The sequence below is a fragment of the Thalassolituus hydrocarboniclasticus genome (assembly GCF_025345565.1).
GTDB lineage: Bacteria > Pseudomonadota > Gammaproteobacteria > Pseudomonadales > Oceanobacteraceae > Venatoribacter > Venatoribacter hydrocarboniclasticus.
Genome location: NZ_CP054475.1, coordinates 889,793 through 907,267 on the forward strand (window position 1 = coordinate 889,793; position 17,475 = coordinate 907,267).

General features: G+C 52.4%; 17 protein-coding genes. 12 read left to right on the forward strand and 5 right to left on the reverse strand.

What is annotated here, in order from left to right:
* Positions 1–169: 169 nt before the first annotated feature.
* The 12 genes from rplU (at position 170) to ispH (ending at position 12,218) form a co-directional block, all read left to right on the forward strand.
* Positions 170–481, forward strand: a complete 312-nt coding sequence (gene rplU / locus HUF19_RS03900) for a 50S ribosomal protein L21 (RefSeq protein WP_145469727.1) — start codon at positions 170–172, stop codon at positions 479–481.
* A gap of 87 nt (positions 482–568) precedes the next feature.
* Positions 569–829: a 50S ribosomal protein L27 gene (gene rpmA, locus HUF19_RS03905; RefSeq protein WP_145469726.1), complete on the forward strand. Its 261-nt coding sequence runs from the start codon at positions 569–571 to the stop codon at positions 827–829.
* A gap of 87 nt (positions 830–916) precedes the next feature.
* Positions 917–2,110 (forward strand): Obg family GTPase CgtA, encoded by a 1,194-nt coding sequence (gene cgtA / locus HUF19_RS03910; protein WP_260998588.1) that lies wholly within the window; start codon positions 917–919, stop codon positions 2,108–2,110.
* A 57-nt stretch (positions 2,111–2,167) separates the two neighbouring features.
* Positions 2,168–3,307 carry a glutamate 5-kinase gene (proB, locus tag HUF19_RS03915; protein ID WP_260998589.1) on the forward strand — a complete coding sequence of 380 codons (1,140 nt, stop codon included), beginning with the start codon at positions 2,168–2,170 and terminating at the stop codon, positions 3,305–3,307.
* Positions 3,308–3,366: 59 nt separating this feature from the next.
* The gene (gene kdsA / locus HUF19_RS03920; RefSeq protein ID WP_145469724.1) at positions 3,367–4,206 is read left to right on the forward strand and encodes a 3-deoxy-8-phosphooctulonate synthase; all 840 of its coding nucleotides are present in this window, start codon (positions 3,367–3,369) and stop codon (positions 4,204–4,206) included.
* Between the two features lie 116 nt (positions 4,207–4,322).
* A complete protein-coding gene (gene rpsT / locus HUF19_RS03925; protein WP_145469723.1) occupies positions 4,323–4,589 on the forward strand; it encodes a 30S ribosomal protein S20 in 267 nt (88 codons plus the stop codon).
* 168 nt (positions 4,590–4,757) lie between these two features.
* The gene (gene murJ / locus HUF19_RS03930) at positions 4,758–6,341 is read left to right on the forward strand and encodes a murein biosynthesis integral membrane protein MurJ (protein ID WP_260998590.1); all 1,584 of its coding nucleotides are present in this window, start codon (positions 4,758–4,760) and stop codon (positions 6,339–6,341) included.
* A gap of 86 nt (positions 6,342–6,427) precedes the next feature.
* Positions 6,428–7,381: a bifunctional riboflavin kinase/FAD synthetase gene (ribF, locus tag HUF19_RS03935; RefSeq protein ID WP_260998591.1), complete on the forward strand. Its 954-nt coding sequence runs from the start codon at positions 6,428–6,430 to the stop codon at positions 7,379–7,381.
* A gap of 34 nt (positions 7,382–7,415) precedes the next feature.
* Complete coding sequence (gene ileS, locus HUF19_RS03940; protein WP_260998592.1) at positions 7,416–10,307, forward strand: isoleucine--tRNA ligase; 2,892 nt, start codon at positions 7,416–7,418, stop codon at positions 10,305–10,307.
* On the forward strand, positions 10,308–10,814 hold the full coding sequence (gene lspA, locus HUF19_RS03945; protein WP_260998593.1) for a signal peptidase II: 507 nt from the start codon (positions 10,308–10,310) through the stop codon (positions 10,812–10,814).
* 26 nt (positions 10,815–10,840) lie between these two features.
* A complete protein-coding gene (fkpB, locus tag HUF19_RS03950; protein WP_260998594.1) occupies positions 10,841–11,284 on the forward strand; it encodes an FKBP-type peptidyl-prolyl cis-trans isomerase in 444 nt (147 codons plus the stop codon).
* Complete coding sequence (gene ispH / locus HUF19_RS03955) at positions 11,274–12,218, forward strand: 4-hydroxy-3-methylbut-2-enyl diphosphate reductase (protein WP_260998595.1); 945 nt, start codon at positions 11,274–11,276, stop codon at positions 12,216–12,218. The genes fkpB and ispH overlap by 11 nt, the downstream gene beginning before the upstream one ends.
* Here ispH and HUF19_RS18335 read toward each other — a convergent pair.
* The 5 genes from HUF19_RS18335 to HUF19_RS03980 are packed head-to-tail and all read right to left on the reverse strand — an operon-like array spanning position 12,215 to position 17,474.
* Complete coding sequence (locus HUF19_RS18335) at positions 12,215–12,655, reverse strand: type IV pilin protein (protein WP_436317745.1); 441 nt, start codon at positions 12,653–12,655, stop codon at positions 12,215–12,217. The two genes, ispH and HUF19_RS18335, sit on opposite strands and share 4 nt — an antisense overlap.
* Positions 12,648–13,451, reverse strand: a complete 804-nt coding sequence (locus tag HUF19_RS03965; protein ID WP_494546319.1) for a PilW family protein — start codon at positions 13,449–13,451, stop codon at positions 12,648–12,650. The genes HUF19_RS18335 and HUF19_RS03965 overlap by 8 nt, the downstream gene beginning before the upstream one ends.
* A complete protein-coding gene (locus HUF19_RS03970) occupies positions 13,448–14,023 on the reverse strand; it encodes a prepilin-type N-terminal cleavage/methylation domain-containing protein (protein ID WP_260998597.1) in 576 nt (191 codons plus the stop codon). Before HUF19_RS03970 ends, HUF19_RS03965 begins: the two co-directional genes overlap by 4 nt.
* Complete coding sequence (locus HUF19_RS03975; RefSeq protein WP_260998598.1) at positions 14,017–14,493, reverse strand: GspH/FimT family pseudopilin; 477 nt, start codon at positions 14,491–14,493, stop codon at positions 14,017–14,019. Before HUF19_RS03975 ends, HUF19_RS03970 begins: the two co-directional genes overlap by 7 nt.
* The gene (locus HUF19_RS03980; protein WP_260998599.1) at positions 14,490–17,474 is read right to left on the reverse strand and encodes a PilC/PilY family type IV pilus protein; all 2,985 of its coding nucleotides are present in this window, start codon (positions 17,472–17,474) and stop codon (positions 14,490–14,492) included. The genes HUF19_RS03975 and HUF19_RS03980 overlap by 4 nt, the downstream gene beginning before the upstream one ends.
* Position 17,475 lies beyond the last annotated feature (1 nt).

A 17,475-nucleotide genomic window follows, 5' to 3' on the forward strand; every position in this document is an offset into this window, starting at 1 on the left:
TGTTTCCTTCGGGAATGCGTCTTGCGTCTGTTTGCAGGCTGGGGTATAGTCTCGCGCCCCGAAATTCTGCTCCCTGCCATATGGAAACCAGAGCGTTGCCAGTAGAAGCAGGTCGTGAAAGTAGCAGCCAAGTAAGTGCCCGTTTATGGGCTCATGTGGAGATTACAGTATGTACGCTGTAGTAGTAACTGGCGGTAAACAGTACCGTGTTGAAGAAGGCCAGACCCTGAAAGTTGAGAAACTGGAAATCGCTACCGGCGAATCCGTTGCTCTGGAAAAAGTTTTGCTGATCGGTAACGGCGATGACGTTAAGATCGGTGCTCCTGTTGTTGCAGGCGCTAAAGTGACTGCTGAAGTCGTTGCTCATGGTCGTCACAAGAAAGTGAAGATCCTGAAGTTCAAGCGTCGTAAGCACCACATGAAGCAAATGGGCCACCGTCAGTGGTTCACTGAACTGAAAATCACCAGCATCGCTGGCTAATTATCTGAATTAAGTCCGGGGTCCGTGCCGGTTTGCCAAACCGCCGCATCCGCAGTGTTGCAGTGACCCCAAAACAGGAGAAAAGCAATGGCTCACAAAAAGGCTGGTGGTTCTACCCGTAACGGTCGTGATTCCGAGAGTAAACGCCTTGGTGTCAAACTGTTTGGTGGCCAGGCTGCAAAAGCAGGCAGCATCATCGTTCGTCAGCGTGGCACCCGTTTCCACGCTGGTACCAATGTTAAAGTTGGCCGTGACCACACTCTGTTTGCTACTGCAGACGGCGTTGTTACCTTCGAGGTAAAAGGTCCGGAAAACCGTAAGTTTGTAAGTATCGTTCCAGCCGCTTAATCGCTGCACGACTTACCCGAGCGCCCTGGCTGCAAAGTTAACTTTGAAGTCAGGGCGTTTTTGTTTGCATTCAAGAGGATATAAGGCATGAAATTCGTCGACGAGGCGCGAATTACCGTTCAGGCGGGCAAGGGCGGCAATGGCTGTATGAGCTTCCGTCGCGAAAAGTTCATCCCTAAAGGTGGCCCGGACGGTGGTGATGGCGGTGATGGTGGTTCGGTTTTTCTGGAAGCCGATGACGCCATGAACACCCTGATCGATTACCGTTACACGCGTCATTATCAGGCCGAAAACGGTAAGAACGGTTCCAGCCGTAACTGTACCGGTTATAAAGGTGCTGACCTCTATCTGAAAGTTCCGGTCGGAACGACGGCGATTGATGAAGATACCGGTGAAACGCTGGGCGACCTGACCGAACATGGTCAGCTGCTGATGGTTTCCCGTGGCGGCTTCCATGGTCTGGGCAATACCCGTTACAAATCCAGTACCAACCAGGCGCCGACCCAAACCAAGCCGGGTCAGCCGGGCGAATCACGCAACCTCAAGCTGGAGCTGAAAGTGCTCGCTGATGTCGGTTTGCTGGGTTTGCCGAATGCCGGTAAATCGACCTTTATCCGTGCCGTTTCTGCAGCCAAGCCAAAGGTGGCGGATTATCCGTTTACCACGCTGGTGCCGAATCTGGGTGTGGTATCTGTCGAAGCGCACCGCAGCTTTGTGGTGGCGGACATTCCGGGTCTGATCCCTGGTGCCTCCGATGGTGCTGGTCTGGGAACGCGTTTCCTCAAGCATCTGGTGCGTACTCATCTGTTGCTGCATATCGTTGATATGGCGCCCTTTGATGATTCCGATCCGGCGGAAAACGTGCAGGCCATCAGCAACGAGCTGGAGCAGTTTTCTCCTGGTCTGGCGCAGCGTGACCGCTGGCTGGTGCTGAATAAGCTGGATCTGGTGCCGGAAGAAGAACGCGAAGCGCGTTGTCAGGACGTTATCGACCGTCTGCAGTGGCAGGGGCCGGTATACCGTATTGCCGCGATTAATCGCGAGGGTACGTTTAAAATCAGCTGCGACATCATGGAATACATTGAGCAGCGTCGTTTGCGTGCCCAGGAAGATGAAGAATTTGCCGAGCAGTTACAGGCAGAGCGTGCACAGGTTGAGGCCGAAGCGCGTGAGCATATCGAGTATCTGCACGAGCGCCGTCGTCAGCAGCGCGAGCTGGATCAGGATGACGACGATGATGATGACGATTACGACGTAGAAGTTATTTATACCCGCGAATAATCGCGGCTAACCATAACGCTCGAAAGAGCAGTCGCAGAGAGCAACAGGCAGAAAGCAATGACGGCTGTGGAGTGGCAGGAAACCCGGCAGAAACTGGCGCAACAGAAGCGCTGGGTCATTAAAATCGGCAGCGCGCTGCTGACCAATGATGGCCGTGGTCTGAATCGTGAAGGTATGCAGAGCTGGGTGGACCAGATTGCCGCATTGCTGCAGCAGGGTCACGAAGTGGTGCTGGTGTCGTCGGGTTCGGTGGCAGAAGGCATGACGCGTCTGGGCTGGAGCAAGCGTCCGGACGAAGTGCATAAGCTGCAGGCTGCTGCGGCGGTCGGGCAGATGGGGCTGGTGCAGGCCTATGAGACGGCTTTTGCCGGTCACAAGCGCGCTACCGCACAGGTTCTGCTGACGCACGACGATCTCAGTGACCGTAAGCGTTACCTGAATGCCCGCAGTACGTTGCGCACGTTGCTCAGTCTGGGTGTGGTGCCGGTGATCAATGAGAACGACACCGTGGTTACCGACGAAATCAAATTCGGCGATAACGATACCCTTGGTGCGCTGGTTGCCAATCTGGTGGAAGCCGATGTGCTGGTGATTCTGACCGATCAGCTGGGCCTGTTTACCGCTGATCCGCGTTCCAATCCGGAAGCTGAGCTGATCGCCGAAGGCCGTGCCTCCGATCCGCAGTATATGGCGATGGCTGGTGGCGGCGGTGTCTTGGGGCGTGGTGGCATGATCACCAAGATCCGTGCGGCCAAACTGGCGGCGCGTTCCGGGGCGGACACTGTGATTGTTGGTGGCCGCATTGATAACGTCATAACCCGTCTGCGGGCCGGTGAAGTGCTGGGCACTATGTTACTGGCTGATAAAGAGCCGGTGGCGGCGCGTAAGCAGTGGATTGCCGGGCATTTACAGACCCATGGTGAGCTGGTGCTGGATGCCGGGGCGATTAAAGCCCTGCGCGAAGGTGGTCGCAGTCTGCTGCCGATTGGTGTGGTGGCGGTTGGTGGTAAATTTGAACGTGGCCAGGTGGTGGCCTGCAAAGACGAGCAGGGCAATCTGGTGGCTAAAGGTCTGGTTAATTACAACCAGTCTGACGCGCAGAAAATTGTGCGCACACCGACCGCGCAGCTGGAGCAGGCTCTGGGTTATATTGCCGAGCCGGAGATTATTCACCGCGATAATCTGGTAGTCTTGTAACTTTGGCGCAGCACTTGGGCTGTGCGTTAAGCAAAAGTAAGAATAAGCAGAGGAATAACATGATCGAGGCCGTAAACGTAGCCGGTATTAACGTCAGTAATGACGCGCCTTTCACTTTGTTTGGCGGCATGAACGTGCTGGAAAGCCGTGACCTGGCAATGCAGATCTGTGAACACTACGTAAAAGTAACGGAAAAGCTGGGCATTCCGTATGTGTTCAAAGCATCTTTTGACAAGGCTAACCGCTCCTCGATCAATTCCTACCGTGGTCCGGGCATGGAAGAAGGTCTGAAGATTTTTGAAGAAATCAAAAAGACCTTTAACGTACCGCTGATCACCGATGTACACGAACCTTATCAGGCCGCACCTGTGGCTGAAGTGGTGGATGTTATCCAGCTGCCTGCGTTTCTTGCGCGTCAGACCGATCTGGTGGTGGCTATGGCCAAAACCGGTGCGGCCATCAACGTGAAGAAGCCGCAGTTCCTGGCGCCGCATGAAATGCGCCATATCATCAAGAAGTTTGCTGAAGCCGGTAATGAGCGCGTCATGTTATGTGAGCGTGGTTCCAGCTTCGGTTATAACAACCTGGTGGTGGATATGCTGGGTATGGACGATATGAAGACCATGGCGCCGGTTATTTTCGACGCCACGCACGCGTTGCAGCGCCCTGGTGGTCGTGCCGATTCTGCCGATGGACGCCGTCAGCAGGCGTTCCAGCTGGCACGTTCCGGTATGGCTCTGGGGATTGCTGGTCTGTTTCTGGAGGCGCATCCGAATCCGGCTGAAGCCAAGTGTGACGGCCCTTGTGCCTTACCGCTGGACAAGCTGGAAGTGTATCTGGAGCAGATGAAAGCCGTGGATTCGCTGGTGAAGTCTTTTGCAAAAGTGATCATCGACTGATCATTAAGGGAAGGGACTGCTTTTTAAGCGGTACCCTTGTTGACACTGGGGCGGGATGTCTGGATAATCCCGGCCCTCTTAGATTTGATTGATAAACCAATTTTGAGGAGCCGACTGTGGCAAATTCCGCTGGTTCTCGTAAACGCGCCCGTCAGGCTATCAAACGTCGTGCTCGTACTGTAGCTCTGCGCTCAATGGTGCGTACTTACATTAAGAAAGTACACGCTGCTGTTGCGACTAACGACTATGACCAAGCCCAGGCTGCGTTTACTAAGACTCAACCTTACATCGACAAAATGGTGAACAAAGGTATTCTGCACAAGAATACTGCTGGACGTATCAAGAGTCGTCTGAATGCTAAGGTTTTCGCACTGAAAGGTTAATCTCTGATTAACGTTCCGGTTCGGACGAAAAACCCGCTTTTGCGGGTTTTTTTGTTTCTGTCGTTTGCTGCGCGGATAGTGTCAGGCGCTGGCTGACTTTCCTGCAGGCTTTCCTGCAGACTTTCCGGTGTAGCTGCGTATGATACGCGCAGGTAAATGGAGACTCGTATGACGCAACCGCAAGACCCTACTCCCGCCGAACAGAAGCCAGCCGGTAAAGGTCTGGGCCTGCTGCGTTCGTCGTCGATTGTCAGTCTGATGACGCTGCTCAGTAGGGTGCTGGGGCTGATCCGTGATGTGGTGGTGGCGCAGTATTTTGGTGCCCGCGCCGATGCTTTTTTTGTTGCGTTCAAAATTCCTAATTTCTTCCGCCGTCTGTTTGCCGAAGGGGCTTTCTCTGTCGCTTTTGTGCCGGTGCTGAGCGAATACCGCCGCCTGCGGCCGCTGGAAGAAGTGCAGCTGCTGATTGCCCGTACTTCCGGTGTGCTGGGAACTGCGCTGCTGGCGGTGACACTGCTGGCGCTGTTGTTTGCGGATTATCTGCCCTGGATTTTTGCGCCGGGCTTTCGCAGTGATCCGGAAAAATTTGCCTTAACCGCCGATCTGCTGCGTATCACTTTCCCTTATCTGTTGTTTATTTCACTCACGGCCTTTGCTTCCAGTGTGCTGAACAGTTACGGCCGTTTCGCGGTACCGGCCTTTACGCCAGTGTTGCTGAATCTGTGCATGATTTTCGCCACGCTGGTGATGACCGACTGGTTTGAAGAGCCGTTGTTTGCGCTGGCCTGGGGCGTGTGTCTGGCCGGTCTGGTGCAGCTGGTATTTCAGCTGCCGTTTGTGGCGCGGCTGGGGCTGCTGGTGCGCCCGCAATATCAGCCCAAAGATGAAGGCGTTAAGCGTATCGGCAGTCTGATGGTGCCGGCGCTGTTTGGTGTATCGGTCAGTCAGATCAATCTGCTGCTGGATACTCTGCTGGCGTCTTTTCTGGAAAGCGGCTCGGTGAGCTGGCTGTATTACTCCGACCGCCTGAACAACCTGCCGCTGGGTGTTTTTGCTATCGCTATCGGCGTGGTGATTCTGCCGGCGTTGTCGGGCCGTCATGCCGCGGATGAAAAAGACAGCTTTTCCCGTACCCTCGACTGGGCGGTACGTATGGTATTTCTGATTGCCCTGCCGGCCGCGCTGGCGCTGGTGCTGCTGGCGACGCCGCTGATGTCGACCATCTTCTTCCATGGGGAAGTGACGGCCTACGATGTCGGCATGATGAGCCTGAGCCTGCAGGCTTACGGCAGTGGTTTGCTGGCCTTTATGATGATTAAGGTGCTGGCGCCGGGCTATTACGCCCGTCAGGATACGAAAACCCCGGTAAAAATCGGTATTCAGGCGATGGTGGTGAATATGGTGCTGAACCTGATTCTGGTTTTCCCGTTCGCTCATGCGGGTCTGGCGCTGGCGACCTCGCTGTCGGCCTATTTTAACGTCTATATGCTGTACCGCGGCCTGCGTAAGCAGGGGGTCTATCAGCCGCAGGCCGGGTGGTGGTCTTTTGCCGGTAAGTTAGCACTGGCCAATGGCGCACTGGCGGCACTCATGTGGTGGTTGATGGGGCCGGCGCAGAGCTGGCTGGAATGGTCGCCTTCACTGCGTGCCGGCTGGATGGCGCTGATCGTTGTCTCCGGCATTGCTCTGTATTTTTCTTTGCTGATTGCAGCAGGCCTGCGTTTGCGTCACCTGCGTGGCGAAGTTTTCTGAAATGACACGGCTGGCCAAATGGCTGTTCCCTGAGCAGTCATTTGGCTATAATCCGGCCCTTTGTATTCGGCGGGTAGTGGTTGTAGATGCGCTTATTGCGTGGGCTTCATAACATTCCGGAAGACTTCAGCGGTTGTGCGGTTACGATCGGTAATTTCGATGGCCTGCATCTTGGCCATCAGGGGATTCTGCGTGCGCTTAAAGCGGTCGCGCAGCAACACTCGGTGCCAACGCTGGTGATGTTGTTTGAGCCCCAGCCGAAGGAGTTTTTTGCGCCTCAGGTGGCACCACCACGTCTGGCTAACCTGCGTGAGAAGCTGCAGGATCTCGCCGCTCAGGGCGTGGATTATGTACTTTGCCTGCCGTTTAACCAGACGCTGCGCTCTATGCCGGCGGATGCCTTTATCCGCGATATTCTGATTTCTGCCTTAGGCGTTAAACACCTGATTGTTGGTGATGATTTCCGCTTTGGTTGTGACCGCAGCGGCGATTATCAGGCACTGGCTGCTGCCGGGCAGGAGCATGGTTTCCGTGTGCAGGATACTTCCACCTTTGAGGTGGATGGCGAGCGGGTCAGCAGCACCCGGGTACGCAGTGAGCTGGCCGCGAATAATCTGGCGCGTGTCGCGCATCTGCTCGGGCACCCGTACCGCATGTCGGGCCGGGTCGCCTTTGGCCGTCAGCTGGGCCGTATGCTGGATACTCCAACGGCCAATGTGATGGTGCGGCGCAGTAAATTACCGCTCAGTGGTGTGTTTGCGGTGTGCGCTATTGATGAGGCGACAGGGCAGAAATATCAGGGCGTGGCCAATTGTGGTGTGAAGCCCACCATCAGCGGAGAGCCTGAACCTTCGCTGGAAGTACACCTGCTGGATTTTCAGGGCGATCTCTACCACCGCCATTTAGCGGTGGAGTTTTTACATAAAATCCGCGAAGAACAGAAATTTTCTGGTCTGGATGAACTAAAGCAGGCCATTGCGGCCGATAAAACAGCGGCCAGACATTATTTTGCCGCTTTGCCCGATTCATCCCGATTTTGAACCGAATTCAGACTTTCAGAAAAGTGACGCAGCTATGAACGATAAAGTGGAAAGCCAATATAAAGCGACGCTGAATTTGCCCGATACCGACTTCCCGATGCGCGGAAATCTGGCACAGCGTGAACCGGAAATGCTCGCCCGTTGGGAGCAGATTGGCCTGTACCAGAAAATTCGTGAAGCCCGTGCCGGACGTGATCAGTTTATTCTGCATGATGGCCCGCCGTACGCGAACGGCAAGATTCATATCGGTCATGCGGTGAATAAAATTCTGAAAGACGTGATTGTAAAATCACAGACGCTCAGCGGCAAAGACTCGCCTTATGTTCCGGGCTGGGACTGTCACGGTCTGCCGATTGAATTAAAAGTGGAAGAAAAAGTCGGCAAAGTTGGCGTGAATGTCAGCGCCAGCGAATTCCGCAAGCACTGCCGTGAGTATGCGGCCGAGCAGGTTGATGGCCAGCGCGCCGATTTTAAACGCCTGATGGTTCTGGGTGACTGGGAAAACCCGTACCTGACCATGGATTTTAAATTCGAAGCCAACATCATCCGTACGCTGGGTAAAATCATCGATAACGGTCACCTGCACAAAGGTTTTAAGCCGGTTAACTGGTGTTCTGACTGTGGTTCTGCGCTGGCTGAAGCCGAGGTGGAATATCAGGACAAACAGTCCATCGCCATCGACGTTAAGTTTGAATTTTGTGACCGACATGCGATTAAAGAAGCGTTTGGGCTTACTCCTAGTGATGGATGTCCCGTTTCACTCGTTATTTGGACCACCACTCCGTGGACTTTACCTGCGAATGAGGCAGTCTCCGTCAACCCTATTCTGGATTATTCACTGTTACTGCTGAAACAGCAAAACGAGTATTTGATCCTAGCTTCGGACTTGGTAGATGACGCTATCAATCGTTATGGTTTAGCTTTAGATGAGATTGAAGTTGTTGCTACCGTTCTTGGTGAAGCGTTTTCTCGGTCATCAAAAGAGTGGCCTGCATGTGCATATGTTAAGCATCCATTTATGTTGGATCAGAATGGTTCTGTGAAGCGGGTCCCTGTTATTTCTGGTGAGCATGTTACTGCAGATTCAGGTACTGGCTGTGTTCATACGGCACCAATGCACGGTGTCGATGACTTCGTTGTTGCTAGCATGTATGGCATTGGCTCTCATGAACTACTTGTTGATGCTCAAGGCAATTTTATCGCTAATGACGAACTGGATCGCTTGGAGCTTACCGGCCTGAGCACCGCAGATAAAGGTAATTTCCGTGTCCTGGGTTTGCTGGCTGAAAAAGGTGCTTTGCTGAAAAAAGCGAAAATTACCCACAGCTATCCGCATTGCTGGCGCCATAAAACGCCGATTATTTTCCGCGCCACACCGCAGTGGTTTATCAGCATGAATCAGGCAGGGCTGCTGACTCAGGCGATGCACGAAGTGGAAAATACCGTTGAGTGGCGTCCGGGCTGGGGGAAAGCCCGTATCGAAAGCATGATGACCGATCGTCCTGACTGGTGTATTTCCCGTCAGCGTACCTGGGGCGTGCCGATTGCGTTGTTTGTGCATAAAGAGACCAGCGCACTGCATCCGGATTCTGCAGCATTAATCGAAAAAGTGGCTCTGAAAGTGGAACAGCAAGGCATTGATGCCTGGTTCGAACTCGAAGCTGCTGAGCTGTTAGGTGCTGACGCAGAAGACTATGTAAAAGTCACTGATACGCTGGATGTATGGTTCGATTCCGGTGTTACGCATACCGCTGTATTGCGTGAGCGTGATGGTCTGAAATTCCCGGCAGAAATGTATCTGGAAGGTTCGGATCAACATCGTGGCTGGTTCCAGAGTTCTTTGCTGACCAGTGTCGCCGTGTACGGTGAAGCGCCATATAAAACTGTGCTTACCCATGGTTTTACTGTGGATGGTGAAGGCCGCAAGATGTCGAAATCGCTGGGCAATACAGTGGAACCGCAGGAAGTTATCAACGAGCTGGGTGGTGATATTCTGCGCTGGTGGGTTGCCGATACCGATTACAGCGGTGAGATGACGGTTTCCAAAGAAATTCTGAAACGCAATGCCGATGCCTATCGCCGCGTGCGTAATACCTGTCGTTTCCTGCTGGCCAATATTAATGGTTTTAACCCGCAGACCGACATGGTTGCCGGTAACGAGCTGCTGCCGCTGGATGCCTGGATGGTGGATTACACCCGTCAGCTGCAGGACAAAGTGATCGGTTTTTATCACAACTATGATTTTAAAGGCCTGACCAAAACACTGATGAATTTCTGCGTCAGCGAGCTCGGTGGTTTTTATCTGGACGTGATTAAAGACCGTCAGTACACCTGCAAAGCCGATGGTCTGCCACGCCGCAGTGCGCAGACGGCTCTGTACCACGTGCTGGAAGCAATGAGCCGCTGGATTGCTCCGGTTCTGTCATTTACTGCAGAAGAAATCTGGAGCTGCCTGGCCGGTGAGCGTGAGGAGTCGGTTATGCTGGCCGAATGGTACAACGCTTTCCCGGATACCGGCGCCAGCACCTTTGATGATGCGTTCTGGGCCGATATTATCGCTGCCAAAATTGCAGTGAACGGCGTACTGGAAAAAGCCCGTACCGATAAAGTGATCGGTGCCAGTTTGAGTGCTGAAGTAGAACTCTATGCTCAGCCAGAACTGAAAGCTCAGCTGGAAAAACTGGGTGATGAGCTGCGTTTTGTGCTCATTACTTCCGGTGTTCAGGTATTGGATTTCAATGCTGCAGCCGGTGTTGAAACCGAACTGACAGGTTTGCGTGTACAGGTTAAAGCATCGCAGCATGAAAAGTGCGAACGCTGCTGGCATCACAGCGACGATATTGGTCAGAATGTTCAGCACCCGACCTTGTGTGGCCGTTGTGTGGAAAACGTGGAGGGCGATGGTGAAGTCCGTCGTTTTGCATAAATGCCGAACACTCAACAATCCCGTTCAGCATTAATCTGGCTTTGGTTGGCACTGGCGGTATTCGTACTGGATATCGCTACCAAACAGCTGGCCGAAATGATGCTGACGTATGGCCGCCCGGTATATTTATTACCTGTACTGGATTTTACCCTGCTGTATAACCGTGGGGCGGCCTTCAGTTTTCTCGCTGATGAGTCTGGCTGGCAACGCTGGTTTTTTACCGCTGTTTCACTTGGCGTGAGTGTCATGCTGATTGTCTGGCTGAAACGTTTGCCGCGAACACAAATCTGGATGCCGGTTGCGCTGGCGCTGATTTTAGGCGGTGCTCTGGGCAATTTATTTGATCGTCTGGTGTATGGTCATGTGATCGATTTTATTTCCGTACATTGGGATCGTTCGTATTTTCCGGCTTTTAATCTGGCTGACTCGGCAATTACCGTCGGTGCTGTGATGATGGCATTGGATGTTGTGCGCGAGTCCTGGCAGGAACGTCGTCAGGCTTCCTGAAATCTTGTTTTTATTGAGTAGTTATTATGTCCGTCGGAATCATTGCAGCAGACAGTAAAATCACCATGCATTTTGCGCTGAAAATCAGCGATGAGCAGATTGTTGATTCAACCTTTGACCGTAGTCCGGTTAGCTTTGTATTGGGCGATGGCAATTTGCTGCCAGGTTTCGAGGAGTATTTACTGGGACTGGCAACCGGCGATCATAAGACCTTCAGCGTGCCGCCGGAAAAAGCCTTTGGCCAGCCGAATCCGCAGAATATGCAGGAAATGAAGCGCAACAGCTTTCCTGTTGATATGCCGGTTGCACCGGGCTTAATGGTCTCTTTTGCTGACGCTCAGGGAGCAGAACTGCCGGGCGTTATCAGCAAAGTGGAAGGCGATTGGGTAACGGTTGATTTCAACCACCCGCTGGCGGGCAAAACCCTGCAGTTTGAAGTACAGATTCTTGAGGTTCAGGATGCAGATTAAACTCGCTAATCCGCGTGGCTTTTGTGCCGGCGTTGATCGAGCTATCGACATCGTTAATCGTGCTCTCGACTTATTTGAACCGCCGATTTATGTGCGTCATGAAGTGGTGCATAACAAGTTTGTGGTGAATGGCCTGCGCGAGCGTGGCGCTATTTTTGTCGATGAACTGGATGAGGTGCCGGATAACTGCATTGTTATTTTTTCTGCCCATGGTGTATCTCAGGCGGTACGAAAAACCGCAGAAGATCGTGGCTTACGCGTATTTGATGCGACCTGCCCATTAGTCACCAAAGTGCATCTCGAAGTCAGTCGCTATAGCGCCGATGGCAGTGAGTGCATTCTGATTGGCCATAAAGGTCATCCGGAAGTTGAGGGCACCATGGGGCAGTATGATTACGCTCAGGGTGGCCATATTTATCTGGTCGAAGACGAAGACGATGTGGCAGCACTGGCGGTAAATAATCCGGACAGATTGTCATATGTAACGCAGACGACGTTATCTATGGATGACACCGCCCGGGTAATTGATGCTCTGCGGGTAAAGTTCCCCAATATTCAGGGCCCGCGTAAAGATGATATCTGTTACGCCACGCAAAACCGCCAGGATGCAGTGAAAAATCTGGCCGCCGATTGTGATTTGTTATTGGTGGTCGGTTCTCCGAACAGCTCCAATTCCAACCGCTTACGTGAGCTGGGTGAGCGTATGGGCGCTAAAGCTTACCTGATTGATAATGCCGCAGAAATCCAACCGCAGTGGCTGGAAGATGTGAAGGTCGTTGGTATTACCGCAGGAGCATCAGCTCCGGAAGTACTGGTGCGCGAAGTGGTTAACAAGCTGGTTGCTCTGGGCGGAGAAGCCCCGCAGGAAATGCAGGGCCGCCCGGAAAATGTGGTGTTTTCGTTGCCGAAAGAGTTGCGGTTACAGGAAATTTAAAATTCCTGAATAATTCCGCCGGGCATAATATGGTTACGTGTGCCGAGCGTATTGAAAATCACATCCCCGTCATTGGCTTGCTCATTCTGACCAATTGCCTGTAATTCCACGCACTGCGTAATAGGTAATACGGCTCCGTTAACATTGCAGGGAACAGCAGAGATGATGAAACGTCCACCTGGGGGGGTATAAGGATTGTTGGGCAGCCCGAGGTCGGTGAGGTTCAATGTGTAAGTCAGGTTATCCCGTCTGAACTCTTCCTGTGCGGCCAAAATCGGGTTGAGTTCTTCATTACCGACGCTGATTCTTTCGCTGTTCATTACATGGTTGCTGTAGATCGGTAGGCCGATACTCGCCAGGATGCCTATAATAGCGACGACAATCATTAATTCCATCAGGGTGAAACCCTGAGATTTATGCATTTGTTTTTTAATCATTAGCTAAAAACACCGTGGTTGTTTGTATTTGACGGGCATTACTATCATTAAAGGTGTATGGATTGCCGTCAAGTAACACATAGCTGCGTACCGCTGCACGCTGGCTCTGATCTGTAAAAGACTTGGTCAGTACCGCGATTTTAACGGCAAACACCAGATTCCAGTTGGTAACCTGATCGGCGGCTACATAGCGTACGATATTACCGATACGCTCGCCATACAGCGCCTGCAACCCCTCCATTCCGGCGACCAGAATCTGTGACGGGGCCACCGGATTTCCTGTGGTTTCATCGTAGGTTACACAGCGTAATACGTCGTCGAATTCATCTCCGACACCACCTCCGGTATCCAGTTCTACCCAGTATACATCGACCAGCGGAGTATTTTCGCCAAGCGCCAGATTGACTCCGGTACAGTCCTGAGCATCGCGAGCGACCCCGGAAAGGGCGGTATACCAGCGACGCACAGCAATTCTGTCGCTGACCCCAGTGGTTTCAAAGGTACAGGCTCCTCCGGCTGCCGGAGGCATTGCTCCGCCGCCACCGCACAGGTTGGCAAAGGGCTGGGTTCTGGGTTCCTGAACATCCGGCGTGTATCCGGCTCTGCGGATTTCGGTTGTCAGCCAGCTGGCGGTAAAACGGCCTGCTTCCTGCGCCTGAGACTGGCCTTCTGACTGAATACTGCTTCTGTTGGCTGTCATCATGATACTCATGACGAAGTAGGTGATCACCAGACCGATCGAGATCCCGATCATCAGCTCTATCAGGGTGACCCCTTTTTGCTTGTATAGCTTCATGGGACAAATACCGAGGTGGCGCTGGCACGGCGGGTAACCGTCGTAACCGGACTATTGCTGGCATAAATGCGATTGCCGTTGGCATCCTGGCGCTCGGTGGTCGATTCCCAGGAGACGGTGGCAGTTACCTGCTGACCAATGACGGTGACGGATAACTGCGGGTTAGGCATGAAGTCAACACTGCTGCCCCGGGTCGTAAGACTACCCGGTACGGCCGCGCCAACGCCGCATTGCAGCTCCCAGAGATCGAAAGCGGCAAGTTCCGCTGTGGTGCAGGTCGGATCAGCTGTCAGGCGTGCGACACCTGTGTTGTACGAAGCGCATACTTTGGGGGCATTGCCGCAGTTTATCGGGTTTGCCGCAGTATCGTAGCTGGCAATCGCAGTGTTATTGAAGCGCATACGGTTAGCCAGATCCTCCAGAATCCAGATCCCCTGTGATTTCCCACCGGCATCGGTTGCGGATTTATTTGCTTCGATCTGCAGCGATCCGAGCCCTGTCAGGGCAATTGAGGTAATCGCCAGAGCGACCAGCGCTTCAAGCAGACTGAAGCCTTTTGTCGGGTTCAGCATTGTGCCTCCTGTACAAAAACCTGGCCGAGGAAGGTCAGGGATATTGTGCGTATCCGCGCTCCTGTGCAGTTAGGGACATTGACAACAAACTGGCCGGCAACGCTGGCTAAGCGTCCCTGACTGTCAAATTGTAATGGAGTCACTGTCGAATAAGTTCCGGAGGTAATCTCTCCCGGTTGGGAGAGGGGGACTGCAGCAGATCCGGTCTGCAGCAGTACCTGCGCGCCATCAAGAACCTGCCAGCCGGTACTCCAGCTGTTATTAATCGGGATCATGGAGACCCCACGCGAATGATTAATGGCATAGTCTCTGGCATAACTGATATCCCGCAGCAGATCGCGGCTGTAGCGGTCTGCATTGCCATTCACAAAGGTGGTATTCATGGCTGGAATTCCCACGCCGAGAATAATGCCCAGAATGGCAACTGTTATCATCAGTTCAATCAGGGTTACGCCAGATTGCTCTCTCATTTACTCAGATCCCGCCAGTACGTCTTGTGCACGATTCTACCACCCTCCTCACAGATAGAGATGACCGAACTACCATCTGTGATAATTTCACCACATTTTTTCTTGTCATCTTCATCTTCATCATCTTCCGGTGGAACGATGATGATTTTTGGGTCGTTCATCGGGTTATCGATTTCGTCGATGATATCAATTGTTGGCTTAGGCGTGCTCGGCTGGGGTTGACCAGGAATCGTGGTTTCCTGATTTTCCGGTGTCGTTAACATGTACAGACGGCCAAAACCGGTATCGGCATTACAACCGGATGTACTGCCGTTATTCGGGCGATAGGAGGAAAAATAAGTCCGGCCGTTTGAGGTTACCGCTGTGGCGACAATTTTTTCGCCACTGTCCGGCAGTGTGAAGTACAGACCCTTCAGCTTTTTATCAAAGCTTTCCGAATCGTATCTGCTGTAGTTGGCAAGGTCGCGCAGATAACTTGTATTGTATTGCGCAGGAGGGCTGGCCTCGGTACTCAGGTCGTTAATGACATAGAAACGGTCAACGGTATCCTGATCAAGCGGATGAGCACGGTAGCCTGAACCGATGGCAATCTGATAACGCGGAACCTTTTCATAGACCGGCTCACCGGTAAGTGAATCTTCACCGATCTGCAGAACGCGATTCATGTAGGTCACATCGGGAGTGGTGTAGAAACGCACATGATTAAGCGTCGTGTTGTTAGCCCCTAAATCAGCCAGTACGCCGCCCTGAGTATTGACTTCAGTTGAAGACCCCAGATTCATCAGGTCAATGCGCCAGATACGGCCACCAAGATCTGCGGCATACAGCAGGTCAACATAGCCATCACGATTGTTGTCGATAGGAATGATGTCGCCAACAATGCCACTGGTCATATCGCTCAGACGCAGGTCTGCGCCACTCTTTGCTGAGGCCCACCACAGGCGTTTGCCAGTCGTCGGATCGGCCATATAAATCGCATTGCCCTGATTATGCGCCAGACGTTCTACGTTAGTATCCTCAGCTGGGTCATAGCCACCGCCGAACAGCAGAACATTGCGTGGTGTACCGTTCCAGAGAACAGGAATCGCCTGCATTTTGGACCAGGATTGTCCCAGCTGCGCGTAATCACCGCTGCCACCGGTAATCTGCCAGGCCAGTTGTGGTGCATCACGGTCGGTGACATCCAGGGCATAATAATTACGGCCGCCGCGACGCATACCTACATAAAGGTATGCCTTTTCGCCACGACCAGCGTCGATAATACGGTTACGGTTAGTGTCTGTGTGGTACGCGCTGATCGGGCCATCAAGACCATAAATTTTGGAACCACCACCTTCATAATATTTGGCCACGTTGGGCAGCAAATCTTTCGGAATAAAAGCAAAACGCTCTTTCGGGTTGTCAACGTTGGTATCAAAGGCGTGCAGATAGCCCGAGTTGGTACCGATAAACAATGTACTGTCAGGAATTACATCGCCATCGGCATCTTTCAGAGATCCGTAGTTCAGAATAACAGGCTTGCTGTGCAGCGGATCTTCCATTGCGCGACGGGGGGCGCTTGGGTCTTCCCCTTTGACATCCAGTCCACGGGCCCATTTCAGTAAATCGGAAAATTGCTCGCTGGAATAAGACACTTTAAATAACGACTGTGACAGGTTGGAGGCATTGCTTTCCGTAATGCGATTGCGGGAATCGCTGGCCAGTCGGTTGGACGCAATATTTGAAACAACCATACGGTCAAGGGTCAGACGGCTTGCTGCCCCGCCTTTGGTTACGTTGTCACCGTCAGGCGCATCTTCATCTTTTGTCCAGAAGCTTTGCGCGTTTTTAGTGAAAAAACCGGTGGTGGCATCCAGAGCAGGGTTGTTTTTGACATCGACAAACTGACCATCTCCCGCTAAGCGGAAGCGTTTGATATTACCCTGCCAGTTGACGGAGGCGTTCGGCTTAAATACAGAGAAGTACAGCTGATCCAGCAACTCAAGGCTGTTAAAAGCGTTAACCGCAACCGCGGGTGCAGAGAAGGTATCAGCCGATTTTGAAATATCGTCAAAAATCTTGGTCAACGCAGTTTTCAGCTGTTCATAGTTCTTCGCATTGGCTGAGATACCACCACCAACGTTTGCCATAACATTCAGACGTGTCTGCGCATCGCCCTCGATAAAACCACCGATAGTATGGACATGGATTTGCTGAGTTCCGGGCAGCGGGCTGTGATCAGCATTATAAAGAAAATAAGCCAGTTCTTCAGAGCAGCCGCCATCTCTCGAACAATAGGGGCTGATGCCTCTTGGGTAGTCGGCACTGGGGAGTGTTTTCAACCAGGTTTTGATGTCATAGTTAGCTTCGGAGTCCTGAGATGCGGCGCCATCGGTAAAGACCACAATATGGTTTTTCTGACAGGAGTCAGTGATCGGTGAAATATATTTACCGGTGGAGGCATTATAAGTGGCCGAATCGCTCAGGTATTCCGTATACCAACGATCCCATCTGTTTGACCAAAGTTTTGCTTTGCCGAATTTCACCGATTCACCGCGCAGATAGAGGGCGGCTTCATACAGAGACTCTGACATCGGCGTGCCGCCACCTGCCGGATAATTATTAATAATATCGATCAGTTGCTGGCGTGAACCTGTGGCATCGATATCAAGGGTATTGATGCTCATTCGTCCGCCCTGATAGCAATAATCATTACTATCTTCTTCTTCGCATTCATACGTTTTTATATAGGGATTAAAGCGCATCAGCGCGAGGTTGATGCCACCGGTTTCTTTAATGGTTTCAACGGCGGCTTTTTTAACCAGAGAGATTCGTGTTTCACCGGAATCGGTATCCCAGCCCATACTGCCGGATGTATCAAAAATAAAGACCACGTTCGGGTTAACCCGGTTAGGGTTACCCAGATAAATCTCGGTGTCATCCGCCAGAACCGGATTGGTGAAGAGACCAAAGCTTATTAAAGACAGCCAATAGAGTTTCATA